This is a genomic window from Persicitalea jodogahamensis (assembly GCF_014651615.1).
GTDB classification, from domain to species: domain Bacteria; phylum Bacteroidota; class Bacteroidia; order Cytophagales; family Spirosomataceae; genus Persicitalea; species Persicitalea jodogahamensis.
Genome location: NZ_BMXF01000001.1, coordinates 1,789,795 through 1,815,435, shown reverse-complemented (window position 1 = coordinate 1,815,435; position 25,641 = coordinate 1,789,795). Strand labels below are relative to the sequence as shown.

At 53.7% G+C, this 25,641-nt stretch carries 18 protein-coding genes; 10 read left to right on the top strand and 8 right to left on the bottom strand.

Annotated features, from left to right (window positions below; genetic code table 11):
* Nucleotides 1-7: 7 nt before the first annotated feature.
* The 4 genes from IE117_RS07455 to IE117_RS07440 form a co-directional block, all read right to left on the bottom strand.
* On the bottom strand, nt 8-661 hold the full coding sequence (locus tag IE117_RS07455) for a DUF4279 domain-containing protein (protein WP_189563667.1): 654 nt from the start codon (nt 659-661) through the stop codon (nt 8-10).
* 323 nt (nt 662-984) lie between these two features.
* Nucleotides 985-4,722, bottom strand: a complete 3,738-nt coding sequence (locus tag IE117_RS07450) for a PVC-type heme-binding CxxCH protein (RefSeq protein WP_189563666.1) — start codon at nt 4,720-4,722, stop codon at nt 985-987.
* A gap of 103 nt (nt 4,723-4,825) precedes the next feature.
* Complete coding sequence (locus IE117_RS07445) at nt 4,826-5,554, bottom strand: LytR/AlgR family response regulator transcription factor (RefSeq protein WP_189563665.1); 729 nt, start codon at nt 5,552-5,554, stop codon at nt 4,826-4,828.
* Nucleotides 5,551-6,594: a sensor histidine kinase gene (locus tag IE117_RS07440; RefSeq protein WP_189563664.1), complete on the bottom strand. Its 1,044-nt coding sequence runs from the start codon at nt 6,592-6,594 to the stop codon at nt 5,551-5,553. Before IE117_RS07440 ends, IE117_RS07445 begins: the two co-directional genes overlap by 4 nt.
* 285 nt (nt 6,595-6,879) lie before the next feature.
* On the opposite strand from IE117_RS07440, the gene IE117_RS07435 reads away from it, so the two are divergent.
* A complete protein-coding gene (locus IE117_RS07435; protein WP_189563663.1) occupies nt 6,880-9,408 on the top strand; it encodes a TonB-dependent receptor in 2,529 nt (842 codons plus the stop codon).
* Between the two features lie 64 nt (nt 9,409-9,472).
* Here the strand turns inward: IE117_RS07435 and IE117_RS07430 are convergent, their stop codons facing one another.
* The gene (locus tag IE117_RS07430; protein ID WP_189563662.1) at nt 9,473-10,165 is read right to left on the bottom strand and encodes an outer membrane beta-barrel protein; all 693 of its coding nucleotides are present in this window, start codon (nt 10,163-10,165) and stop codon (nt 9,473-9,475) included.
* Nucleotides 10,166-10,639: 474 nt separating this feature from the next.
* On the opposite strand from IE117_RS07430, the gene IE117_RS07425 reads away from it, so the two are divergent.
* The 9 genes from IE117_RS07425 to IE117_RS07390 all read left to right on the top strand — a co-directional run bounded on the left by IE117_RS07425 (nt 10,640) and on the right by IE117_RS07390 (nt 20,358).
* Nucleotides 10,640-12,175: a carbohydrate-binding domain-containing protein gene (locus IE117_RS07425; protein WP_189563661.1), complete on the top strand. Its 1,536-nt coding sequence runs from the start codon at nt 10,640-10,642 to the stop codon at nt 12,173-12,175.
* A gap of 141 nt (nt 12,176-12,316) precedes the next feature.
* Nucleotides 12,317-13,732: a CotH kinase family protein gene (locus IE117_RS07420; protein ID WP_189563660.1), complete on the top strand. Its 1,416-nt coding sequence runs from the start codon at nt 12,317-12,319 to the stop codon at nt 13,730-13,732.
* A complete protein-coding gene (locus IE117_RS07415) occupies nt 13,729-14,538 on the top strand; it encodes a polyphosphate polymerase domain-containing protein (RefSeq protein ID WP_229580470.1) in 810 nt (269 codons plus the stop codon). Before IE117_RS07420 ends, IE117_RS07415 begins: the two co-directional genes overlap by 4 nt.
* A complete protein-coding gene (locus tag IE117_RS07410) occupies nt 14,535-15,227 on the top strand; it encodes a DUF4956 domain-containing protein (protein WP_229580468.1) in 693 nt (230 codons plus the stop codon). Before IE117_RS07415 ends, IE117_RS07410 begins: the two co-directional genes overlap by 4 nt.
* The gene (locus IE117_RS07405) at nt 15,220-15,903 is read left to right on the top strand and encodes a DUF2490 domain-containing protein (RefSeq protein ID WP_229580465.1); all 684 of its coding nucleotides are present in this window, start codon (nt 15,220-15,222) and stop codon (nt 15,901-15,903) included. The genes IE117_RS07410 and IE117_RS07405 overlap by 8 nt, the downstream gene beginning before the upstream one ends.
* A gap of 253 nt (nt 15,904-16,156) precedes the next feature.
* Nucleotides 16,157-17,044 carry a dienelactone hydrolase family protein gene (locus tag IE117_RS07400; RefSeq protein WP_189563659.1) on the top strand — a complete coding sequence of 296 codons (888 nt, stop codon included), beginning with the start codon at nt 16,157-16,159 and terminating at the stop codon, nt 17,042-17,044.
* Nucleotides 17,045-17,302: 258 nt separating this feature from the next.
* Entirely contained in the window at nt 17,303-17,458 is a 156-nt protein-coding gene (locus IE117_RS07395) for a VHS/ENTH/ANTH domain-containing protein (protein ID WP_189563658.1), read from the top strand.
* A gap of 380 nt (nt 17,459-17,838) precedes the next feature.
* On the top strand, nt 17,839-18,207 hold the full coding sequence (locus IE117_RS26220) for a cation-transporting P-type ATPase (RefSeq protein ID WP_229580454.1): 369 nt from the start codon (nt 17,839-17,841) through the stop codon (nt 18,205-18,207).
* 6 nt (nt 18,208-18,213) lie between these two features.
* Complete coding sequence (locus IE117_RS07390; RefSeq protein WP_229580452.1) at nt 18,214-20,358, top strand: cation-translocating P-type ATPase; 2,145 nt, start codon at nt 18,214-18,216, stop codon at nt 20,356-20,358.
* Between the two features lie 71 nt (nt 20,359-20,429).
* Here the strand turns inward: IE117_RS07390 and IE117_RS07385 are convergent, their stop codons facing one another.
* The 3 genes from IE117_RS07385 to IE117_RS07375 form a co-directional block, all read right to left on the bottom strand.
* On the bottom strand, nt 20,430-22,160 hold the full coding sequence (locus IE117_RS07385) for a T9SS type B sorting domain-containing protein (protein WP_189563657.1): 1,731 nt from the start codon (nt 22,158-22,160) through the stop codon (nt 20,430-20,432).
* A 122-nt stretch (nt 22,161-22,282) separates the two neighbouring features.
* Nucleotides 22,283-23,257 (bottom strand): aldo/keto reductase, encoded by a 975-nt coding sequence (locus IE117_RS07380; protein WP_189563656.1) that lies wholly within the window; start codon nt 23,255-23,257, stop codon nt 22,283-22,285.
* Nucleotides 23,258-23,314: 57 nt separating this feature from the next.
* The gene (locus IE117_RS07375) at nt 23,315-25,570 is read right to left on the bottom strand and encodes a xanthine dehydrogenase family protein molybdopterin-binding subunit (RefSeq protein ID WP_189563655.1); all 2,256 of its coding nucleotides are present in this window, start codon (nt 25,568-25,570) and stop codon (nt 23,315-23,317) included.
* Nucleotides 25,571-25,641: the final 71 nt, after the last annotated feature.

Genomic DNA, 25,641 nt, shown 5'->3' with positions numbered 1-25,641 from the left:
TTAGTTTTTAGTCAGTGTAAAACTTGCCGTCAGCGTATAAATCGAAATATATCGCAAGATTCAAGTTGCTCATACGTTTGATAATTTTTTTGTCCAAATAATGTCCACCTAACATTGTATTACCATTGTGAAAACTTGAAGCAACTTGAATGTGTCCATTAGCTTTGTCAATCAAAATAGCGATGCCAGTTTTGTCTTGCTCTAAAAAGTCAAGAAGCTTTTTAAGTTTATCTTCAAACTCGTCAGCTTCCGGATTAGGTTCAAAAAATATTGAACTTCGTTTCCACAAAACATTTCCGCCTCTTTTGTCGCCCTTGTTACGTCCACCAGTTGATTTTAATTCTGTCATTTTTGAGAGCTCGTCAAAACTGTAAACCTCTGAAACAGCTTGAAAATAAACCGAATTATAAGATTCAGTATTTACGTGTCGAACTGAAACTTCGGGTATTGTGTCAACATAAATGGCTAAGTAAAATATTTCATCGTTAACTGGAAAATAAACAATTGCTGTTCCGTCTTCTTTTTCTGTGTCAACCCTTGCAATTTTCGGTTTGCCGTTTTCATAAACAACTTCGTGAATTTTCAGAAATTGTTCTGTCACACCAAAAGTTTTTGCTGATAGTTCTTCTCTCGCTTTTTGAATAATTAGAGTGTCTGTCATTTTATTGCTACCAACTCATAAATATTCGAAACCACTCATAGATCGAGTTTCGTAAATATGCCTAAATAGAATGCTATTTACGAAACACTAAGTGGTAAAACCTTTTTTCAAAGCTCCATATCGTCCAATGGACTTTTTATCTTTTTCAAGTCTCGGGTCGTTATGTGTAAGTACCCCTCCCTGTCATTACACCAACAAAGTTTCTGCCGGGATACCGAAAGCCGAGCCACGATTGAAAACCATGGCTCGGCTAGCTGGTCATAAAACAGGGAGACTCTGCCAACGGAGCCTCCCTGTTATATCTAGCAAGGTACTTACAATCTCTACTTAGCCGTTTTCGCCACATCTTCCTTCACCACCTTCATCACGCCATTCATCAGCCGCCAGTGGCCGGGGAAGGTGCACACGTAGGGATAATCACCCAGCGTGGCGGGAGCGGTGAATTTCAGGCGGTAGGTTTGGTCGGGATTCACCAGCGGCGTAGAAGCGATGATCTGCGGGATGTCGGGAACGTAGTTCTTTTCCGCGCCGTCCTTAGCCGTGATGAGTTTGTCAGCCGCGGCCCCGATGATTTCCATCGTCTTGGGTTTACCGATCACGACGTTGTGCTGCATGGCGTCGGGGTTTTCGAAGACGATGATCACAGGTTTACCAGCCGTAACGGTGAACTCCGTTTTGTCATACTTCAAAGCTTCGCGGATGGCTTTGATGGTAATTACTTGCACATTCGGGTCGTCAGCATCGGCATCCTTCATTCCGAAGGACTCCATAAAGGCTGACATCCGGTTGGTCAAATCCGACGGAATGTTCTGATTCAGGGTGGCTAAGAATTTCTGAGAAGCCGGGGAGGTAGTTTCCTTCCTTCTTACGTTCCAGCCGTTCAGAATCCCCTTTGTAATGGCAAATTTGCCGTCCGCATCCAGATTTTGGGCACTTTGAAGCATCGTCAGTACCGAATCAGCAGCGGCGTAGGAGGCGTAGCTGCGGGCAGCACGTTCGAGGGCAAAGTCGGATAATTTCTGGGGACGGCGCACTTCAAAGGATTTGCTGAACACATTGTTACGCTCGTCGGCCTCGTCCACGGCATTGTCCTGGTCAATGGTTGCCGTCACGGTAATTTTCCCTGCTTGCTCCGAGGTAAAGCCAAATGCGGCATTCCAGGGACCATTGTTCCCCTCCGATAGTTCAATCTTTTCGCCGGGAGACAATCCCTTGTCCAGTTTGCGGCTGATATAATCTAATTCCAGACCAGCACCGCGCACGGCCACGGTCACTACGGGTACCTTTTCTTTGGAAATTGCCACCTTACTTTGGTTCGTGATTTGCAGCGTAATGCGGCCGTACTCACGCACAAACGGGCTGGACGGATTGAGCTTGATGTCGGTGATGGTCAAGTCGGGTTTTCCTTCGGCCATTTTCGTTTCACCCATCGAATGCTGGCTGTGATCTATTCCCTCGTGGTTCATCGGGGCAGCACTGGCGGTTAAGCTGGCGGAGGCGGAAGTTTTAGACTTGCTGGCCAGTCTTTTGTTAAGGTACTTTTGGCGCAATGCGCCATTGTGTGAATTCATCACTACCGCAAAAGCATCAGGCAACCAGCGGTCGTCGGCTTCTTTGTATTCATCTACCCGTGCCAGCACGGCATTTTCTACGGCGGGCGTCAGGGGCGTTTCAGTGAAGGCGAGTAACGTGTTCAGGACTACGAGGGGCTCTTTGTCGTGCAGCGCGTCCGTTTTGAGCAGAGCCTGCGCGGTAGCGGCGGTTTTCGGCAATACCTGAATGGCATTCTTGCGAACCGCTGCGCTCGGGTGCTGCAGGGCAGCCGTAGCAGCGGCCAGCACGGTTGGGTCACTCATCACATTCAGGCCGTGCAGGGTCCACAGGGCATGGATTGCGGCGGGGTTCAGACCAATTTCATCCAACGAATTATCTTTCAACAAAGCCACCAACTGAGGAACCACATCTTTATTGCCGCGCTCCACCAGCAGCCGCTGCGCGTGCATCCGCCAGAGCATGTTGCTGTTTTTCAGCGTGGCGACCAGTTGGGTTGGATTATTTTTGTCAAGAGAAATGGGCGTGTAGGCAGGGGCATCCTTCCAGCCGATGCGGTACAGCCGACCGTGCGTATAGTCACGGAGGTCGGTGTCGTAGGCATTACCACCACCGTTTTCGAAACCTCGGGGGGTGGGATTGTGCTGGATGATGAAGCTGTACCAGTCGGCTACCCACACGGCGCCATCGGGACCGACCTCAGCGAAGACGGGGGATACCCATTCATCCGCCCCGGCCAGCAGGTTGAAGTCGGCAGCGTCGGCGTAGTCGGTGCCTTTTTTGACCATATTATTTTGGTGCAACACATGGCCCGTCGGCTCGGAGACGAAGGCTACTTTATTCCAGTATTCTTTCGGAAAAGCACGGGCGGTGTAGAAGTTATGGCCGGATGCCGCCGTGAAGCCCCCGAATACATCCACCTGCCGTACTTTGGGCGTGATGGGTTTCATATCCTTGTGCGTATCGGTGCTGCGGCCGCCATTGTCTACGCGACTCTTCCCAAAATAACGGTTTGGAATAGCCATGTACCAGCCGTGGGCGTTGTTGGCCGTGGAGCCAAAGAGATCGCCCGCTTCGTTGAAGCCCAGTCCCCAGGTGTTATTGGAGGTGTTGGTCATTATTTCCATATCCGAGCCGTCGGGCCGGAAGCGGTAGAGCGCCTGCCCGAAGTTAAGGCTATCCTTATCTCCGAATTTTCCTTTGAAGCCCGAATAACCGACCGCGCCATACACCCAGTTGTCAAAACCATAGTGCAGGTTGGAAGGTCCGGCGTGGGTGTCAAAAGTACCAAACCCAGTAAAAAGTACCTTCTTGACATCAGCCTTGTCGTCACCATCGGTATCCTGCAAAAACAGCATATGCGGGGCCTGCGACACGATGAGCCCACCATTGGCGAAAACCAGGCCCGTGGGGATGCTCAGCCCGTCGGCGAAGCGGGTGAACTTGTCGGCCTTGCCGTCTTTGTTCGTGTCTTCGCAGATCAAAATGTAGTCGCTGCCACCGCTGGCTTTGCGCTCGTTGGGGTAGTCTTTGGTAATCAGCACGAACAATCTGCCTTTCTCGTCCCAGGTCATGGCAATGGGGTGCATCACGTCCGGCTCGTGGGCGAATACGTCCAGCGTAAAGTCTACCGGAATCTGAATGTGCTTCACCGATTCTTCGGGCGAGAGGGGTAGTTGCTGAAGCTGCGGGCCGGGCCGCTGCTCGTAGTTGGGTAGTTTTGCCTCACGGTATTCGAGCTTTTTGGGATTCAGCGCGGCGAGAGACGCCCGGGCGTCGTCGCTCACGGCCCAGCGGATACCGTTTTCAAGTAGTTTCTGAAAATCAGGATTTTCCCAGGTGCGTTCATCGTGTCCATAAGCGGTGTAAAACACGCGGCCTTTGCCGTGCGTCCGCACCCAGGTGTAGGGCTCTTTGGATACGCCGGGTTTGTCCTTGGCCTGATCGGGCTGGATGATTCGCTCGGTAATGACGATGTTGTCAGGTTGTAGTTTTTCGTGCAGGTAGGTTTCATCCCAGGTTTTGAAGGGTTTTAGACCTGCCAGCACCGGATGGTCGGGCTTTGCCCAGACGGGCTGAATGGTATCGGTCGTATGCCGCCAGAATTGTCCGCCGATGAGCTTAACTACCTCGGCATTATTCCTGAAACAATAGGATGCGCAGTGAATGGGCAGAAATCCCTTACCACTCGCCACAAAATCCAGCAGGGCATTGGCCTGGCCTGGCGCGATGCTGTCCCAGTTGGCAAAAAGCATCAGGGCGTCGTACTTGCCCAGCGTTTTGGGATTAAGGTCGGTCAGCTTGTCCGTGTAGGTAAAGTTGATGCCTTTGCTGCCCATTGATTCCATCAGCACCGGAACAAAATCAATGGGGCGGTGGTGGCCATTGTCACCGAGGAAAAGTACCTCCAGGCGGCGTGCTTTCGCAGCGGAGTTGATGGTTTGGGCTGAACTTAAACAGGAAGTAAATAGAATCAGGGCGGTCGCCAGGCAAATGCCGAAATGTTTCATTATTTTTTTTTGCTTGAAAATACTGTATCTCATAGAGTTCATAAAAGTAAATTTAGGCTAAAATATACCATTGCCAAAGTACGGGCTCAGCATTTCCAGCCTATTACCCTCGGACCTGGTGTTTTTCCACAAATTCTTTGAACGCCCGTCGGTAACTCTCACTGACGGGCAGAAACACGTCTCCGATCTGCACCTTGTCGCGCTCGATGGCAGCAATCGCATCGTAGGCTACGATGTAGGAATTGTGAATCCGGATGAACCGGTGTTCCGGCAACTCGGCCTCCAGCGCCTTCATGGTTTGCAGCGTGACGATCTTCTTGCTTTTGGTAGTGATTCCAACGTAGTCTTTCAGGCCTTCGATATACAGGATGTCATTCATCATCACCTTGACCAGTTTGGTGCCGTCCTTTACAAAAACATAAGGCAGCCCTTCTTCCCGGGCCTCGGCTGGCGGCACCGCTGGCACAGAAACGCCATGCAGGCGGGCGGTCACTTTTTCCACCGATTTCAGGAAACGCTCGAACGTAATGGGCTTGAGCAGGTAGTCGGCCACATCGAGTTCGTAGCCTTCGAGGGCATATTCCGAGTAGGCTGTTGTGAGTACAACCAGCGGCTTCTTCCGTAAAATCTTCAGTAGTGTCAACCCAGTGATTTCGGGCATATTGATGTCCAGGAAGAGGATGTCCACCGCATGCTGCTGCAATACCTCGATGGCCAACAGCGGACTGGCGCACGATTGGACCAATTGCAGGTAGGGTACTTTGGCCACGTACTGCTCCATGAGCTTGCGGGCCATTGGCTCGTCGTCTACGATCAGGCAGGAATAAGTCATGTTAATCGGAGTGTCAGTTGAACGGAATAGGCGTCGGCTTCGTCCCGGACGCTGAGTTCATGGCGGTCAGGGTAGCCCAGCTGAAGGCGGCGACGCAGGTTATGCAATCCGATTCCTGACTTTTCGTCTTCCGTGGCCTTTTGGGGCAACCGGCTATTGGACACTGAATATACGCACTGCTTTCCGGCAAGGGTAATCTCTGCCTTTACCCAACAGGTATCGGCATTGGTGCTGACGCCATGCTTAAAGGCATTTTCCAGAAAAGTAATGAAAAGAAAGGGTTCGATCATCACTCCCCGGGGATTGCCATTTACCAGGAATGTGATCGGTACTTTGTCGTCAAGCCTCAGCTTTTCAAGGCTGATGTAATTTTCCATGTATTCGATCTCCTTGTTGAGGGGTACTTTGGGATGATTCGAATCGTAAATCATGTACCGCATCATCTGCGAAAGCTTATCGATGACTTCGGTCGTCTTGGGTGACTGCGTAAAGGCCAGGTAGTACAGATTGTTGAGGGTGTTGAACAGAAAATGCGGGTTGATTTGCGCTTTCAGAAACCGTAATTCCGCGGTCAGTTTCTCGTTTTCAATTTCCTTTTTGCGGGCTTCCAGCTGAAACCAGTCTTCGGCGAAGCGCAGCATTCCGATGAAAACGACGATAAATACAATGCTCAGGGTATTCTGGATCAGAAATCTTTCGCCGTAAAGGAAGTTGGCCCGGCCACTTTCCAACCCACCGTATATGAGTCGCTTGACGTACACATGCAGAAAAATAGCCAGCACCAGCGGTGGGAGAAATTCGAGCAGATACCGGACGGCCTTCTTGTGTTTGAGAAAGCGGGACAGGAAATAGTAGTAGTTGAGGTAGGCGATCCCGGCAATAATCAGCACATGCAGCGAAGCATCCAGAAAGGCGCGGGAAAGCACTACATCCTGATTGTGGCGGGCGTAAGTAATCTGGTAAAAGAAAAAGGAGAAATATACCGCCCAGAAAGACAGGTGCAGCAGCATAATGCGGCTGCGTTGGTTGAAATTTTGCATCAGCGATTTTTAGAGTGATGTAAAGAACTGGTTTTTAGCGAATAGTCTGGTTCAAAAACCGTTTTTTTCGACCGCTGACCCATTACATCCGACGGATCACTCAGTAGGCTCTACCAATGCCCGGGAGCACTTCCATCTAACTTTCGAGCCTGTTGGTCGAGTTGTTGGGACGATACGTCTATTTCCCGAAATCGTCTCATTTAATCGGTATTCATTTGTGCACCCAATCAGAAATAACGCAATTCTGCCCTTACTACAAACGCATTCAATCCAAACATGCCGACCATGAAAAATCTCTTTTCCCTCCTCTTCATTCTCGTTCTGGGAGCTTCGGCCCAGGCCCAGTTCGGCCCTCCCGGGGGCGGACGTCAGCAGGGCGACGGCAACGGCCGTCCGCGCACCGAAACTGCCCCCGGCTTTGAAATGCCTACTGCCAAAGGGAACTCCAAAATCAGCGGCTACATCGTGGACTCGGCCATGACCCAGGCCGTAGAGTACGCCACGGTCGCCCTTCTGGACAAAGCCACCCAGAAACCCATGGATGGTACCATCGCTGACGATAAAGGCAAATTTTCGCTGACCAAAGTAGCCGAAGGCGAGTACACGCTGGTGTTCCGCTTTATTGGCTACTCGCCCAAGACGATCGACGGCATTAAGGTAGAAAAAGGCAAGGACATCGATCTGGGGGTAGTTAAAATGTCAGTCAACACCGTTATGCTGGACGCTGTAACGGTCACAGGCGAGAAATCGCTTATTGAAGAAAAAGTGGACCGCCTGGTCTATAACGCCGAAAAGGACCTGACTTCCAAGGGAGGCGACGCGGCCGACGTGCTGCGCAAAGTACCCATGCTCTCGGTTGACTTTGACGGAAATGTTCAGCTACGGGGAACGTCGAACATTCGGGTTCTGATTAATAACAAACCTTCTACGATCATCGCCAGCAGCATCGCCGATGCGCTGAAAATGATCCCGGCCGATCTCATCCAGTCTGTGGAAGTAATCACGTCGCCTTCTGCAAAGTACGACGCCGAAGGTACGGGTGGCATCATCAATATCATCACCAAAAAATCATCGATCAAAGGATTGACCCTCAGCCTTGATACGGGCGTCGGCTTACGCGGTTCCAACCTGGGTCTGAACGGTAGCCTGCGCACCGGCAAACTGGGTGTGACCCTGGGTGGTCACGGTCGGGCATTTTATAACAAAGCCCTGGTGACGCTGGATCAAAACACCGTTCAGAATGGCGATAATATCCTGACCAAGCAAAGTGCGGATGCGTTCGACAACGGCTTGTTTGGCCGGTACAACATCGGTTTTGATTACGATCTGGGCCAAAAACAGTATCTGGCCGCTGGCGTCAACTTCGGTACCCGCAATTTCTCACGAAACCAGGATTACACTACCAATATTTTCACCAACGACGCGCTGACTTCCACCAAGTACCGCAATGTGGATAGCCGGGATTTTTCCAACTCGGTGGACATGAACCTTGACTACGTCCGCATCTTCAAGCCGGGACAGGAATGGTCGATCTCGACCCTGTACAGCGTAAGCAACCTGACCAATAACTTCAATGCTGATCTGCTCAGCTCGGCGCAGGAACTCACCGGACGGCAAAAGAACCTGAATGGAAACGTCAACAAGGAGATCACCCTCCAAACCGACTACATGCAGCCCATCGGCAAGAAACAGCAGATTGAATTCGGCGTGAAGGGGATTTTCCGGGAAGTGAACAGTGACTTCGAGTATCAGCTTGCTGGTCCCACGGGCGTATTCTCCACCGATGCCCGCAACCCCGCCGGACTGCTGAACTACAACCAGAACATTGGGGCGGGGTATCTTTCCTATACCTTCGCCACGGCCAATAAATACACGTTCAAGCTGGGTTCACGCTTTGAGCACACGATGATCGATGCCAACGACCAGAATAGTGAAATCAATATTCCGGCCTACTCCAACCTGGTGCCGAGCGTCAATATTTCCAAGGCCGTAGGCAAGGCATCTACGTTGAAACTGGCCTACAACAAACGGATTCAGCGTCCCGGTCTGCAGCAGCTGAACCCTAACTTCAACCTGGCCAACCTGCAGAATATCAACATCGGCAACTCGAGCCTGAAACCTGAACTGACCGATAACGTGGAATTGAGCCTGAGTACTTCGATCAAGAAGACATATCTGAACATGTCGCTCTTCAGCCGCTCGACCAGCAACGCCATTACCCGCATCACCACTCCCTCTGACTCGCTCATCGGCGCAGTCGTCACGACTTACCAGAACATCGGTCGGGAGCAGACAGTGGGAGCCAACGTATTCGGCAACTTCTACATCACTTCCAAGTGGACGCTGAACGGTGGGGTGGACTTTTACTACAATTACCTCGAAGGCATGCAGGTCGGTCTGACGGGCGTGTCGGAAACGGTCAGTAACTCGGGCTTCGTGATTGGCGGACGGATGCAGTCGCAGATTCAGCTACCCAACGGCTGGGGTATCCAGGCCTTCGGCGGCTTCCGGGGTAACCGGGTGCAGCTGCAGGGCACACAGCGCGGCATGGGCATGTACTCGCTGGGTGTCCGCAAGGATTTCCCCAATAAGAAAGGCAGCATCGGCCTGGCCGCCGACAATTTCTTTGGCGGGATGAGAATGGTAAGTACCCTCAACTCGCCGCTGTTCAATCAGGTAAGTGTCAACAACATCTACAACCAAAATGTAAAGCTGACGTTCAGCTACAAAATTGGCAAGATGGCCCTTGTAGAGAAAAAGCGGACGCGCGGCGTGAAGAACGACGACGTGATGGGAGGCGGAGAGAACAACTAAAAAGAGGCAGTTTAGGAATTGAAAGCCCCACCACGACGGTAGCCGTCATGGTGGGGCTTTTGTTTTAGAGAGTTATTCCCGTCACTACTTGGAGCGTCTTTGTTTTCAAATCAACGAGTGAAAAACTGTTGCTCTGTACGGTCTCGCTTTGAAAAGTGTACTTGCCCAATCCTCCATTTATACGGACGCTAACGGGAATAGTGATGTCTCCCCAATGAAATTCGGCTCCGACGCCCGCCAGCAAACTGATGTCATTCCTCAGCTCCTTCGCCATAAAATCACCTTCGAAGACATATTCGTTGCAACCAATAATACCACAAATTACGCTTCTGGACTCAACCTGGCCTCTGACTCTGATTTTGTAATTGGCTCCAAGTTCTACGAAAGGACTGACCCATTTTCCAGCGGGTATCGCCAATCGGATAAGTACGGGAACATTGAGCGAGTTAAGGGTGGCTCGGTAGCTTCCATTCCCATTGACTTCGAATTCGCCAAGACTCTCATAGCGGTAGCTCTCCCAGTTAGGCTGCAGGCGAATCGTGAAATTAGGGTCTTCTTTGGCGAAAGCGTAGCTAAAATCCGCCCCCACGAAACCTCCGCCCACCTTTTGCCATGGATCTTCTTCCTGGTAAGTACCAAGGATGGTTTTTCCTGCGACCAATCCAACTTGTAGACGTTTTGTCGGCTGTGAGGTTTGGGCGAAGCTATTTCCTAGTGAGGACGCGGCCAACAGCGCGAGTAAAAATAATCTGTTCATGGGAATAGGGTTTAGGTCGAAAATGCTGGCTTTGACAAACAAGACCCCGTTCGCTTTCATAAAGTTGCAGGGGGTCCGACAAATGTCTGAAAAAATCTGGCGTGCCCTGATTCTCCAATTGAATCACTGCCTGAATACCATTTCAGCTTCTCCGTCAGCATAATCATATTGGCATTTTCAGCTCAAAGGGATTGGCGATATCGTACAAGGTTTCGGTCCCGATTACCCAACCGTTTTTAAAGAATCCAGTCGCTTCATTTTTCCACAAAAGAGACGGGTAACTGAAATCAAATAAAAAGAATAAAGAGCAATTGTCGCGTCCTGTGCGAGAATTAACTTGGGAAAACAGTCGGCATTTTAATCCGTCGATAAAATCAACTCATTGGTCGATAGACTGAGTGAGCATTGCAACATGGTTGGTGGGCCATACGTATTCCGAAGCAGTAACAACTAACTGGAAACGATACGCGAAAAATGAAAACCAACCTAACAAACAACCTCCTGCGCAGCAGCATCAACCTGCTGGTGACTGGCATCCTTGTCATGGCTTCCTGCCAGAAGCCAACCGAGGTAGATCCGACAGACGACCCAACCCCGGGTACTGCCGAAACCGGAACGGTCACCAAGACATCGACCTGGAACGGCACTTCAACCGTAGGTGCCCACGAGGCTGCCAGCGACTACGTATGGAATGCTTCTGATGTTGTACCCATCAAGCTCAACGGCACGTCCATCACCATCGGCGGGGCCGGTGCCACGGCCAGCGGCAGCGTGGTCACGATTACCTCCGCGGGTACCTACAGCCTGAGCGGCAGCCTGACCAACGGCCAGGTAATCGTGAATGCCAAGGATGCGGTGGTGCGGCTGATTCTGGACGGAGTCAATATTCATAGTTCGGTCAACGCACCCGTGTACGTCAAGAAGGCGGAAAAAGTGGTACTTGTGCTGGCTGATAATTCGACCAACGTCCTGACCGATGCCGCCAACTACACCTACGACGTTCCGGCTGACGAAGAACCCAACGCCGCGGTGTTCAGCAAGTCGGATCTGACGATCTTTGGCACAGGTACCCTGGACGTGACGGGCAACTTCGGCGACGGCATTGTGAGCAAAGATGGTCTGATCGTCAAGAGCGGCAACATCACCGTCAAGTCAGCCGACGACGCCATCCGGGGCAAGGACTACCTGGTAATCAACGACGGCAAAATCACCATCGACGCCAAAGCCGACGGCCTGAAATCGAGCAACGACAGCGACGCGGCCCTGGGCTATGTCATCATCGACAAAGGTGATATTAGCATCACTAGTGGCGATGACGGCGTCCACGCAGAAACGAGCCTGACGATCAACGGCGGCACGGTTTCCATCCTGAAATCCTACGAAGGGCTGGAAGGCCAGGCGATCACCGTCAACGCCGGCACTATCCACATCACGTCCAGCGACGACGGCATCAATGCCGCCAGCACCGCGAGGAGCGGCAATACGCTGACCATCAACGGCGGCTATATGTTCGTAGACGCCAACGGTGACGGACTGGACGCCAACGGCTCGATCGTCATGACGGGAGGGGTGGTGATCGTGGCGGGGCCGACGGCCAGCAATAATGGCGCGCTTGATTACGATGCGACCTTCAACATCACGGGAGGCTATCTGCTGGCCGTAGGTAGTTCAGGCATGGCCCAGGCGCCAGGTACCTCCTCCACGCAAAACTCCGTCCTCATCGGCTTGACTTCGGCTCAGGCAGCAGGTACGGTAATCAACCTGCAATCCGGCGATGGCAAGTCGCTTTTCACCTTCCAGCCCTCCAAGAAATTTCAGTCCATCGCTTTTTCCTCCCCCGGCCTGACCAATGGCAGCAGTTTCTCGGTCTATACCGGAGGAACGGCCACGGGTACCGCTACGGACGGTCTGTATCAGGAGGGTACCTACACCTCCGGCACTAAGTTCGCCGACTTTACCGTCTCCACGGCCGTCACGAAAGTGGGGACGACCGGGGGCGGAGGGCGCTAGTTTTTCATTTTTTTTTCATGGCACCGAAGGATTTTGATCGGGAAGTCGTACAAACCTTCAATCGACACCGCCAGATTTCCGAATCATCTGCGGCTTTGAGCAAATCAAAAACCATTTCCACTTTCTGACACCTTTTTTAAAATGAAAAAACAACTCTCGATCTTGTTTGCCGCTGCCATGCTGACGGCGGCATCCTGCCAAAAACCGGAAATTGATGCCGTCGAGTCTATCGAGGCGGGTGCGACCAACCCGGACTGGGCGGAAGCTTCGCACAGCAATAATGTGGCTCCCGACTACACGACGGTCTTTCCGCAGGACAAGGTCAACACGCTGGAAATTACGATGACTGCCCAGGAATGGAAAACCATCCAGACCGACATGGCCGCTAAATTTGGAAATGCTTTTGGGGCAAGAGCCAATGCCGGGCCGGGAGGCGGCCCTCCGGGCGGCGGTGGTCCTGGAGGCGGCGGCGGTACCACGTTCAGCACGGAGGACCCAGACTATGTGGCTTTACCCATGAAATTCAATGGTAAAACCTGGACCAAGGTAGGCTTCCGGCTGAAAGGCAATTCCAGCCTCAGCTCGGCCTGGTCGTCGGGCATCTACAAACTACCCTTCCGACTCAATTTTGACAAATTTGAGGATGACTATCCTGAAATAAAAAATCAGCGAATGTACGGTTTTCAGGAGTTGTCTTTCTCTCCGGCTTTCAACGATTATTCTCTGATTCGTGAAAAAGCGGCGTCCGATATTTTCAGGCTGGCCGGGGTACCCGCCGCCCAGACTGCCTTTTATCAGGTCTATATTGATTTTGGGTCGGGCAAGCAGTACTGCGGTGTCTATACGATGGTGGAAGTGATCGACGACACGATGGTCGAGAGTCAGTTCGGGGACGGCGAGGGGAATATTTATAAGCCGGAATCTACTTTCCAGACCTTCGTACAAAGCCAGTTTGAGAAGAAAAATAACAAGACCGAAGCGGACTATTCCGACGCACAAGCCTTCGTAACGGCTCTGAACGCCAGCAACCGCAGCACCGATGCCGCCACCTGGCGGACGAACCTGGAAAAGGTGTTCAACGTGGATCATTTCCTGAAATACCTGGCGGTCAACAACACCATCATCAACTGGGATGCCTACGGGGCAATGGCCCACAACTACTACCTCTACCGGGCACCGACGGGCCAGTTTACCTGGATACCCTGGGATCATAACGAGTCCATGACGACGACCGGTCGGAATGCCGTTTCGTTGGGCATGACGGAGGTAAGTACCGCCTGGCCGCTGATCCGCTACGTGGCCAACGATCCGGTGTACTACGCCCAATACAAGCAGTACGTGAAGGACTTTTCCGAGAATGTCTTCACGACGAGCCGCATGAACGAACTATTCGACCGCTACACTACGCTGATCAGCCCCTACGTGATCGGACCGAACGCCACCGAAACCGGAAAGTACTCCTACCTCAGCGGTTCAGCCAGTTTCACTTCGGCCCTGCCGTCTCTGAAAAGCCACGTAGCCAACCGCCAAACGGCCGTAACCACCTTTTTGAAATGAATACCGACATGATCGACATCGCTCTGGCCCGCTTACAGCGGGAGCGGATCAAGGAGCAGACGCTCCGCTTTTCGGCCATTTCGCTGGCCGAAATGGAAGACGTCAAACTCATGAACCGCACGGACACCAAATTCCTGCTACCCCGGCGACGGATTTCCTCGCTGCTGGATCAGCTGCGGGAAAACTACCGCATGCTGGAAGTGGCGGGCCATCGGCTCTGTGCCTACGAAACCCTGTACTTCGATACGCCCGACCTGCGCTACTACCACGACCACCAGAGCGGGCGGTCCAATCGCTACAAAATTCGGCAACGCCGCTACGTGGAATCGGATCTGCTCTTTACGGAAGTGAAGCACAAGACCAACAAGGGGCGCACCGTGAAAGAGCGGATTCAGAACCGGGAAGTGCAACCGCTCGAAGTCCGCCCGACCCAGCTGGATGCCGAGAGCCGGGCGTTTGTGAACAGCCGCACGAAAGGCACTCCGCTCGACTTGCGGCCCGTGCTGTGGGTAGGCTACCGCCGCATTACACTCGTGGGCCGTTATTCGCCGGAACGCATTACACTGGACCTCGACCTCTCCTTCGCGGACGGGCAGCGGCAGCGGGACTTCGGCGGCCTGGCCATCGCCGAAGTGAAGCAGGACGCCCGGCAGGCATCGGCCTTCCTCGACCTCATGAAACAGCAGGGCGTCCGTTCCGGGTCGATCAGCAAGTACTGTCTGGGCGTAGTAAGTCTGGACAGGACCATCAAGCACAACCGTTTCAAGCCCCAGTTAAGACACCTTCAAAAAATAATAAACCAATGACCCAGTTACTGCAGCAACTCAATCTGACCGATGGATTCGGGGCTCAATCGCAAATGACGCCTGATCTGCTGGCGCTACTCGCCCGGCTCTTTATCAACCTGCTGGCGGTGGTGGTGCTGGTGCGGCTGATTTATTTCCGCATTTACCGCAAAACCGATCTGTTCCTGACGTTTTTCATGTTCAACCTGATCATTTTCCTGATCACCTACCTGCTCAACCAGGTGCAGATGTCCATCGGAGCGGCCTTCGGGCTGTTCGCCGTGTTCTCGATGCTGCGCTACCGCACCGAAGGGCTGTCGGCCAAGGACATGACCTACCTGTTCGTAGTCATCGCGATGGGGCTTATCTCGGCGGTCAGCAACGGCAGTTGGGTGCAGGTCGCCCTCATCGCCGGCCTGATCCTGCTGGTGGTGCAACTCCTCGAAGGCAACTGGCTGATCCGTCGGGAGTTTAGCAAAACGATCGCCTACGACCGGATCGCCCTGATCGTGCCGGGCCGCCGCCCCGAACTCCTAGAAGATATCCGAGACCGCACCGGACTACCCATTCACCGGGTCGATATCCAGGACATCGACTTCCTGAAAGATTCTGCCCGCATCACGGCCTATTACTATGCTCAGGATTCTCAACCAAAAATCAACGAAACTACCCATGTACCCCTCCCTCAAACCGTTCCGCTCTATGAGTAACCTCCGCCCGCGCCTGACGCTCCTGATGCTGCTTTCGCCCCTCGCCGCCTGGTGCCAGACCTCCGGCCTGGGCCTGTGGACGGGAGCCAACGCCCAGTATCGCTTCGGCAAATTCGAGCTGCACGCCAACGCGCAGGCCCGTTTCAGCGACAACGTCACCGTGACCCGCGCCTACCTGGGCGAATTGGGCCTGTCGTACAACCTCAACAAGCACTGGGAGTTGAGCGCCTACTACCGCTACACCGGACGCCTGAAGTACGATAAGGAAACCACCGACTGGTACTACCGTCCCTACCATCGCTTCTACGGCGAGCTCTCCTACGACCATAAGCTTGGGAAAAACTTGAAGCTGGACTACCGTCTGCGCTACCAGAACCAGTTCAAAGATGACAACGAGGTGCTGGTGGCCGACGCCAGCTACCTGCGCAACAAGCTGGAATTCTCCTATGACACGCCCACGCGCCTGACGCCCTTCGTCTCCGCCGACCTGTTTTACCAACTCGGTGACGGCTTCGACCAGGTACGCTACAAGGCGGGCGTAAATATCAAGATCGACAAGCAGCAGAGCATCGACCTCTCGGCCTTCAAGGACGTACCCATCGGCGGCGGCACGCCGGACGGGCTGATTATCGGGGCCACCTACAAGTTAAAGTTGGGCAGCAAAAAGAAGAAATAAACCTCATAAATCGAATAAGGCAATGAGGTTCAGGTTTAGGCCCTGGTAGGGTGCCGGGGCTTTTTTGTGTTCATGTAAAGAAAGGGGTGGCCAGCAGGCTTTGGTATTCTTAGGAAAACTGGCTGAAAATCCGGAAAAAGCGCCAATTGGTCTGCTTTATAGCCTGATACGTAGAATTATACAAACCGGCACCGTAGATTTTCGGTAATATTGCATACACAATCCTATCGACAACTCTTAAACCCCGAATACCATGACCAAAATCAAAAAGGAAGACATCAAGCAGGAAGTATTCGACCTCTACGACGACTACGCCCATGACCGCCTCGACCGGCGGGAATTTGCCCAGAAACTGTCGGCCTACGCCGTGGGCGGCATCACGGTAGCTTCGCTCATGAGTTTTCTTATGCCCGACTACCAAAACAACATTCAGGTAAAACCGGATGATGCCCGTCTGGAATCGGAGTATGTCACCTACCAGTCCCCCAAGGGAGGCGGCAAAATCAAGGCGCTGCTGTCGAAGCCCGCAGGAATGACCAAACCTGTCGGCGGGGTGGTGGTAGTTCACGAAAACCGGGGCCTGAACCCTTACATCGAGGATGTAGGCCGGCGGGTCGCGCTGGCCGGATTCGTTTCCATTGCGCCCGATGCGCTGACCCCACTCGGTGGCTATCCAGGCAACGATGATGAAGGCCGCACCATGCAAAGCAAGCGGAACCGCGACGAAATGCTGGAAGACTTCATAGCTGCCTACGACTACCTGAAAAACAGCAAAGACTGCAACGGCAAAATCGGTGTTGTGGGATTCTGCTTCGGTGGGGGCATCGCCAACCTCATGGCCGTGCGCCTGCCTGGTCTGGAGGCCTCGGTACCCTTCTACGGTGGACAGCCCCCCCTCGAAGATGTTCCCAAAATTCAGGCACCCCTCATGCTGCAATACGCCGAACTGGACACACGGGTAAACGAAGGATGGCCCGCCTATGAGGAGGCGTTGAAGAAAAATAACAAGGAATACACCGCTTATATGTACGCCGGGGCTAACCACGGTTTCCACAACGACACCACGCCCCGCTACGACAAGGCCGCCGCCGAGCTTGCCTGGAAACGTACCATTGATTTCTTTAAAGAAAATCTGTCCTGAGCCGCAGGGAATCCAGATTCTTCAAATCCGGATTCCCTGTGAAAACAGGCTCTTTCAGTACCAGCCCTGACCTTCTTTTTTTCCGAGATAAACATACCTTCCGTAAGCCTTACTTCGCCGGATATGCCCTTTTCAAATTTGAGTCTGGAATGGGGCATGGGTGAGCTTCGTAGGTTTGAGGTCTTTGGTATTTGTTTGTGATATCAGGGTAGTGCCCCCTTGTAAAGCCTGGGGAGACTCAGTCCACGGCGCTTGGAAATGGTTTTTGATATCATCAAGCACGATCTCCCTGACTTTAAATCGAAGCTGATCGACTTACTCAATCTGGAAGTAAAGGCAAATTCCTTCGATCCAGGTGAATTGAATGCGGCACGGAACAGCCTGTTCTACAAGCACGTCGATTTTAAAAAATAATCTCTTGACCCCAATTCCCTGTTTTGCGTGGATCCTCGAAGTGAGACGGGTGCTAAAAATGATGGGCTGTCCAGGCGGGCACCACCGTGCAAAGATTAACTTCATCAGAAGTATTCCCTTTGCCTGGGCCAACTCAGACTATACTTTACCTCCCGCTGCCAGAACACTTCTTTCTGATCGATGGTGGGTAACAGAAAGTTTCCCATCAGATCACGATAAAGGTAGTTTCTGACCAATTCGTTCTAGAAAGTACGTTTCTCACCTGCGTGAATCATTGTATTGAGGTACATTCCCCTGACCATCCTAAATGTGAAAGACATCACCCCCTGAACTGACGGAAATCATTATCACAGGCGTAAAAGCTTTGGTACTTTGTGGCTATGCTGCCAGATTTTTCACCGACCCCGGGCCTGACCGACGACGCCGTTGCCAATTCACGTACCGAACACGGGCAAAACACCCTTCCTTACGAGGCCCGTTCAGGCTTGTGGAAGACGCTGAAAGAAGTGGTTTCGGAGCCGATGTTTCTGTTATTGCTGGCTTCCTGTGCAGTGTATGTGGGGCTGGGTCAGTTGGAAGAAGCGATTACATTGGCCGGAGCTTTACTGGCAGTTGCTGCCATCTCGATCTACCAGTCGGTTCGTAGTGACCGCGCCCTCAATGCCCTCCGTGAACTGACCCAGCCCCAGGTACAGGTGCGGAGAAACGGTCAGCTGGCGCTTGTTCTCGTAGACGATTTGGTGGTATGAGATTCCGTGTTGATTGAAGAAGGGGAGCGCGTCCCTGCCGATGGAGTTCTCGACGAAGCCAACGATTTTTCTGTGGACGAATCCATCCTGACCGGCGAATCGGTTTCGGTGGTAAAGAAGCCGGGTGAGCCGGTTTTTCTGGGCACCAACACCGTATCTGGCAGTGCGTGGTTTACCCTGAGCGCCGTGGGCCAACAAACCGAACTGGGACGAATCGGGCAAAGCCTTATTGCCATTCCGACGGAGAAAACGCCCCTGCAAGTCCAGATCAATCAGTTTGTCGGACGAATGGCGTGGATCGGTTTTGTCGCCTTCGCGCTTGTCTGCGGGATCAACTACGCCCGTTCGGGCGATTGGGTGACCGCGGTGCTCTTCGGCCTGACGCTAGCCATGTCGATTCTGCCCGAAGAAATCCCGGTTGCTTTCAGTAGTTTCATGGCCTTGGGAGCGGCGCGCCTGAGTAAGGCCGGGGTCCTGACCAAACAACCCCAGACCGTCGAAAGCCTTGGTTCCGCCACCGTAATCTGCACTGACAAAACCGGCACGATCACGCAGGAAGGAATGCGCGTTTGTCAACTCTACGACGGAGCCACCGACTCACTCCTGCCACTGCCGGGACCATTGTCTCCTACCGCCAAATCAGTGCTGGAGTACGCCCGCTGGTCCAGTGAAACAGACCCGTTCGATGCCATGGAAAAGGCAATTGTTGCCGCTTTCAGAGAGGCTTTCACCGAAGCTGATCCGGCATTCAATGCGGATAACTACCCTATTGTTCACGAGTACCCGCTGGCAGGTACCCCTCCCATGATGACCCACGTCAGGAAAGGGCCCGCCGGTGATATTGCTGTGGCCGGGAAAGGAGCAGTGGAACATATCCTGGCCGTGTGCCACCTTGCGCCCGCCACGTCCGAATACATCCGAAAGACTACCAGAGAACTCTCGCAGAACGGGTATCGGGTTCTGGGTGTAGCCAGCGGGGCCTGGCAGCCGCCCGCTTTTCCGGCTGAACAGGATGCATTCAATTGGTCGTTTCTGGGCCTGATCGCGCTTGAAAATCCACCCAAGCCGAACGCTAAAGCAGTAATCGAAGCATTTACCGATGCCGGTATCCGGGTCAAACTGATTACCGGCGATTTTGCCGAAACGGCACAGGCCATTGCCCGGCAGGTGGGGCTGCCCGGCGCTGAAACACTGGTGACAGGTCAGGAAATCATGGCCATGGACGAGTCGACGCTGCGGCACCGGACTGCGCAAACGGCGGTCTTTGCCCGGATGTTTCCGGAAGCCAAGCTGCGGGTCGTGAACGCGCTCAAATCGCTCGGCGAGATCGTGGCCATGACCGGCGACGGCGTCAACGACGGGCCGGCTCTGAAAGCGGCCCACATCGGCGTGGCCATGGGCAAGCGGGGCACCGAAGTCGCGCGGCAAGCCGCATCGCTGGTGCTGGTCGATGATGACCTCGGGGGTATGGTGAAAGCCATCGCGCAGGGGCGCCGAATTTACCAGAACCTCAAAAAAGCCATCGCCTACATAGTCTCTATCCACATCCCGATTATCCTGATGGTGGCCGTTCCCTTGCTCGCAAACTGGCAGTGGGCTAACCTGTTCAGTCCGATTCACATCATTTTTCTGGAATTGGTCATGGGCCCGACCTGCTCCATCGCCTTCGAGAATGAACCTGCCGAGCCCGGACAAATGCAGCAGCCACCCCGCCGGGCTACGGATACCTTTCTTGCCGGGCCGGAGCTGGGGCGGAGTATCGTGCAGGGGCTGGCGATTTCGGGAGCAGTGCTGGGGGTGTACTATGTCGCCATGAAAAACGGTGAGTCCGTCGAGACTGTGCGAACCCTGGCTTTTGCGACATTGGTGATGAGCAATATTTTGCTAACGCTGGTCAACCGTTCTTTCACCCAATCCATTTCCCGGACGATCCGTATTCCAAACCTGCTGCTGTCACTGATGTTGGGCTTAACATTTGCGCTGCTGCTGACTACCCTGTTCGTGCCAGCTGCCCGTCATTTATTTGGTTTCTCGACTATTTCCATCCCGGCCCTGGGTTGGTGCGGGCTGGCCGCGCTGATTGGCGTGGGCTGGGTCGAGGTTTACAAGTTGGTCAGCCGAACGAAAACCAATACGGTTCAGCTACAATAGAACCCTGTTGGCCGTGAGGTTGAAATCGGCCTTCTAACCCAGCCAGACTACCTTGAATTTGTGTCTGCCCCTCACCGAAGCAACGTCACCACACCCCGCTGCTGAAAAACGCTCCCCGTGCGGAATGTCACCGTAATGCGGTAGGGATACAGGCCGGGCTCCGCCTTTGCGCCGCGATACATACCGTCCCAGCCGTAGTCAGGTTCGGAGGGCTGGAAATTTTCGCGACGACAAATCACCTCACCCCAGCGGTCGTAGATGATCATTTCTTCGATACGCTCCACGCAGGTGGAGCCTTCCAGAAAGAAAATATCGTTGTGACCGTCGCCATTGGGCGTGAAGGCATTGGGGGCAAACACCGTACATAACCCCACCGACAGCAACACCGAAGCCGAGGCCGTGCAGTTGTGATCCTGGTCGGTCACCGTCACGGTGTAGCGGGTAGTTTCGGGCGGTTTAGCCCAGGTCGCCGCGCAATTGGCGCAGGCGAGCCCCGCCGGACTCTGCCAGTCGTAGCGGTAATTGCCGCCGGGCAGGGCCTCCACGTTGAGCCGGGTGCTGTCCTGCGGGCGGAGGTAGGTATCGGGCGTGAGGGTGAGGCCGATTTGGCGCACATCCAGCGTGGTAGTGACAATACTGTCGCAGAGCGGCGGCTTGCGGGCGATGCGGGTTTGGTAAGTACCCGTGGCGATCAGCACGTCCGGGCCAACGGTCAGTTTCTCCCCGCCACAAATCACTTTACTTTGGGCAAAACGGGCCAGCGGCGTTACACGCAGCGTGGTGATGACCACGCTATCGCAGACGTTCGGCCCGCGTGAGATTCGGGTGAGGTAGGTACCCGCCCGACGGTAGGTCGAGTCGCCGATGGTGTAGCCATCCCCCTCGCAAATGGTTTTGTCCTCCCGGGTCGGGTCGCCGGGTACGGTAAAGTTCACCGTATGGTCGAACTGAAACTCACATTCGTCGCCCAGGCTGGAAAAAGGCTTGACCTTCACCCAGTATTTTTCGCCTTGTTTCGGAGCCACGGCCGCATTCGGACTGGTGGCCCCGTTGCTCCAGCGGTAGGCCGCGAAGCCTTCGGGAGCTTTCAGCGTGATCGTAGGGTCGTAGGCAGGACAGTAAGGGGCCTGAGAAATTTCGGCCTTCACGCACTGGGCATCGAAGTAGGCGTAGCCGAAGTGCCGTCGCTCGGTGCAGCCGTTGACGGTCACCTCGATGTTAATTTTCTGCCCGATGTAATTCCGCAGATCGATAGCACCGGTAGTCCAGTTACGGTAGCGGATGTCATTCTGGATCTGGAAACCGTCGATGGTAGCCGCCGCCGTCACCTCGTAGAAATTACAGGCCAGCGTGGTGTTATCCTGGTTGGTGACCCGAATGCTGAAGCCGGGCTGCTGCCACGGTTGATGGTTGGGGAATTGCAGAATGACGGCAAACTTGTACTGGAGCAGCACGTTGTCGGGCGTCACCACGAAGGAAGTCCTGATCCGGTCGAAGCGGCTTCCCCGCGTCACGTTTCCGATGCGGATGGAGTAATTACTGCCCGGGGCCACCATCGGGATGGCCGGAATCCGGGGATCGTTCCCGTCGCTCGGCCGGGTGAGCAGATGGCCATTTTCGAAAGTACCGGGTACTTCGTCCTGAAAAACGGTCTTTTGGTTGACGTCATTCACTGAGCCGTTGGAGAGCGTCCAGCCGCTGAGATCGCCGTTTTCAAAACCGATATTGTCGCAGGTGGCCTGCCCGTAACCGAACTGAAAGAGGCCAATAATTAATAGTAGAACGAGGAAAAGTCGCTGCATACCGTAAATGATCAGAGGTAATAATAGTCATTACTGATTCAGGGTACGCGCAGCGCAATCCGCACGTTGCTAGTAGTGTTTCATTTATCGGCAAAATAATTAAATGTGTCGGCAAATACAGCTTAGAGACCCGTCATTTTTTCAAGGTGTTCGGGATAGCGGGGGCTTTCGATTTTGATACTCTCAATCCCGCGCAGTTCCTCGGGAGAAAGCGTAATAGTCGTGGCACCGATGTTCTCTTCCAGACGGTGCAGTTTGGTAGTTCCCGGAATGGGTACGATCCAGGGTTTTTGGGCCAGAAGCCACGCCAGCGCGAGTTGCGCCGGCGTGACTTTCTTCTCCTCTCCCATGCGAGCCAGCAGATCCACCAAGCTTTGATTGGCTTTTCGGGCTTGCGGGGTAAAACGGGGTAGATTATTCCGAAAGTCAGCGGCGTCAAATTCCGTACTTGCGTTCATCTTGCCTGTCAGGAATCCTCGTCCCAGCGGGCTATACGGAACGAACCCGATGCCCAGTTCTTCCAGCGTCGGGAATACTTCTTCTTCGGGATTTCGCCACCAGAGGGAATATTCACTTTGCAAGGCAGTAACAGGCTGCACGGCGTGAGCGCGCCGGATGGTGTCCGCTCCCGCTTCCGACAGGCCGAAGTACCTTACCTTACCCGCCTCAATCAGATCTTTCACGGCCCCGGCTACGTCTTCGATGGGAACGTCAGGATCGACGCGGTGCTGATAAAAAAGATCAATGACCTCCACGCGAAGCCGCTTGAGCGAGGCTTCCGCTACTTGCCTGATGTGTTCGGGTCGGCTGTTGACCCCACCCATCGTACTGTTTTCGACCTGGAACCCGAATTTGGTGGCGATTTTCACTTGATTACGAAATGGGGCAAGGGCTTCGCCCACCAGCTCTTCATTCGTAAATGGCCCATACACCTCCGCCGTATCGAAAAAAGTAATGCCCTTTTCCACAGCGGAGTGGAGCAGGGAAATCATTTCCTTCTTGTCGGGCAGTGGTTTGTAGCCATGACTCATGCCCATGCAGCCCAGGCCGAGGGCAGAGACTTCCAGGTCGCTGTTTCCGAGCTTTCTTTTTTGCATTATTTGTGTAGTCAAACTTTTTAGAGCAAGTACCTGAAAATCAGAAATTAGACATACTTATATTTGCTTCTCAATGTCTGGCTGAAACGGCTGATTGTAAAACCGCTTGCCCGTATTTTTGTACAAGGCGTTGGCTACGGCCGCGAATACCGGCGGAAAAGGCGGCTCGCCCAGCCCCGTAGGATCGATGTCGTTTTGCACAAAATGTACGTCGATTTGCTGGGGTGCTTCGCGGTGACGGATGATACGGTACTTATCAAAATTACTTTGCTCAGGCACGCCGTCTTTGTGGGTCAATTTACCATAAAAAGCGTTGCCAATGCCATCCACCACGGCGCCCTGCACCATGTTGGTGGCCGCATCGGGATTGACTACCATGCCGCAATCCACCGCACTGGTCACCCGCTCCACGTAAGGCGTTCCTGCGCGGGTCACTACGTCTACCACGTGGGCAGCGTAGGAATTATGGCAGAAATAGGCCGCTACCCCCCGACTGTATTTGCCCTGGTCGGCACCACCCCAGCCCGATTTTTCCCGGACCAGTTTAAGTACCCCGGCGTAGCGGTCGGCGTCGTACTCGTTGTTTTCACCCACCGGATTTTTCTTAGCTTTCTCCAAAAGCTCCAACCGCATCTCGATCGGGTCTTTGTCCATGGCCTCGGCCAGTTCATCCAGAAACGACTGCTCGGCGGCGGCGTTAAAGTTGGAGCGTGGTGCCCGGAAAGCCCCGATCGTGATGTTGGACGGAATCGCCCAGCCTTCGGCCAGGTAGTTGTCCACTGCCCCCGCCGGGAACCGGTTGGCATGAACCGGATGCTCGGGAATTCCGCCGCCTTTTACATGGAAGGCAATCAGGTTTTTGTCGGCGTCCAGCGCCGCGCGGTAGGTCGCCGTGTACATCGGGCGGTAAATGCCGTAGGTCATATCGTCCTCCCGGGTGTAGATCAGCTTAATCGGGGCTTTGACTTTTTTAGAAATGAGCGCCGCTTCGTACGCGTACTGACCGTACGCCCTCCGGCCAAAGCCTCCGCCCATGCGCGTCATCTGGATTTCAATTTTTTCAGGAGGCAGGTTCAGCAGCTTGGTGAGGGTAGGCTCAATCCAGCCCGGTGCCTGAACGGGTCCGGCCACTACGGCTTTCTCCGGCGTCACATGGGCAAAGAAATTCATCGGCTCCATGCAGTTGTGGGCCAAAAACGGCGCATTGTAGGTGCGTTCGATCACCTGAGCGGCATTTTTGAAAGCCGTTTCGGGGTCGCCGTCTCGTCGTAATTGCTGGGCAGGCTTTTCGGCATACTCCTGCATTAGTTCATGCTGGGCACTGGTACTTTCAATCTTACCCGGAACCACTACTTCTCTTTTTCCGCCTCTGCCGCCCATGGTATCCGTGGTGTCGCCCTTAGGCTCCCACTGCACCACCAGCTTTTTGCGCGCATTCATTACTTCCCAGGTGCTGTTGCCCACCACGACCAGCAAATTGTTGAAGGTGCGGGTATCAAAACCACCTTGTTCGAATCCCTCTTCGTACAATTTCAGGCTGAAAACATCCTTGATGCCCGGCATTTTGAGCGCCTGCGCGGCATCGAACGATTTAAGTTTCATCCCAAAGGCCGGCGGGTGCTGAATCATGGCAATCAGCATCCCATCAGTACGGTAATCCAATCCGAAAAGCGGCTGGCCGGTCACGACTTTCATCCCTTCCACATTCTTCTGAGAATGGCGGACGATACTGAAATCTGCGGGCTCTTTGAGTTTCGCCTTCTCCGGGACGGGTACTTTTGCCGCTTTTTCGGCGAATTCGCCGTATTTGGCCGCTTTCATCGTATCGGGATGCAGGAGTACTCCATTTTTGGTAGTGATTTCCTCGACGGGTACGCTCCACTCTTCGGCGGCAGCCTGGCGAAGCATTTGCCGGGCGGCGGCTCCTGCTTCCCGAAGGGGTTTCCAATACATGCGGACTGAGTTGCTGCCGCCAGTGAACTGCGGCCCCAATTTCACGTTGTCGTGCGGTCCCATTTCCACCACCACATCTTTCCAGTCGACGTCCAGCTCCTCGGCGATAATCATCGACAGAGAAGTCATGACGTTCTGCCCGAACTCGGGGTTGGGGCAAAGGATTCGAATGACATTGTCGGGCGTGATTTGGATATAGCCGTTAAGCTCCGACCATTGCTCGGGCAGATTCAGCTCGGCCATTTTATCGGCGGCTTTCGCACTCGCAAACCAGCTAAAGCTGAGCATGAGTCCCCCGCCCGCCAGGGCCGACGACTTCAAGAAAGAACGTCTGCTATGGGTTGATTTTATGTTTTCCATTTTTTAGAATAGTAGGTAGGCGTCAAGTTTTGAGAAGAACCACACGCACTGAATTTTGAGTAAAATAAATT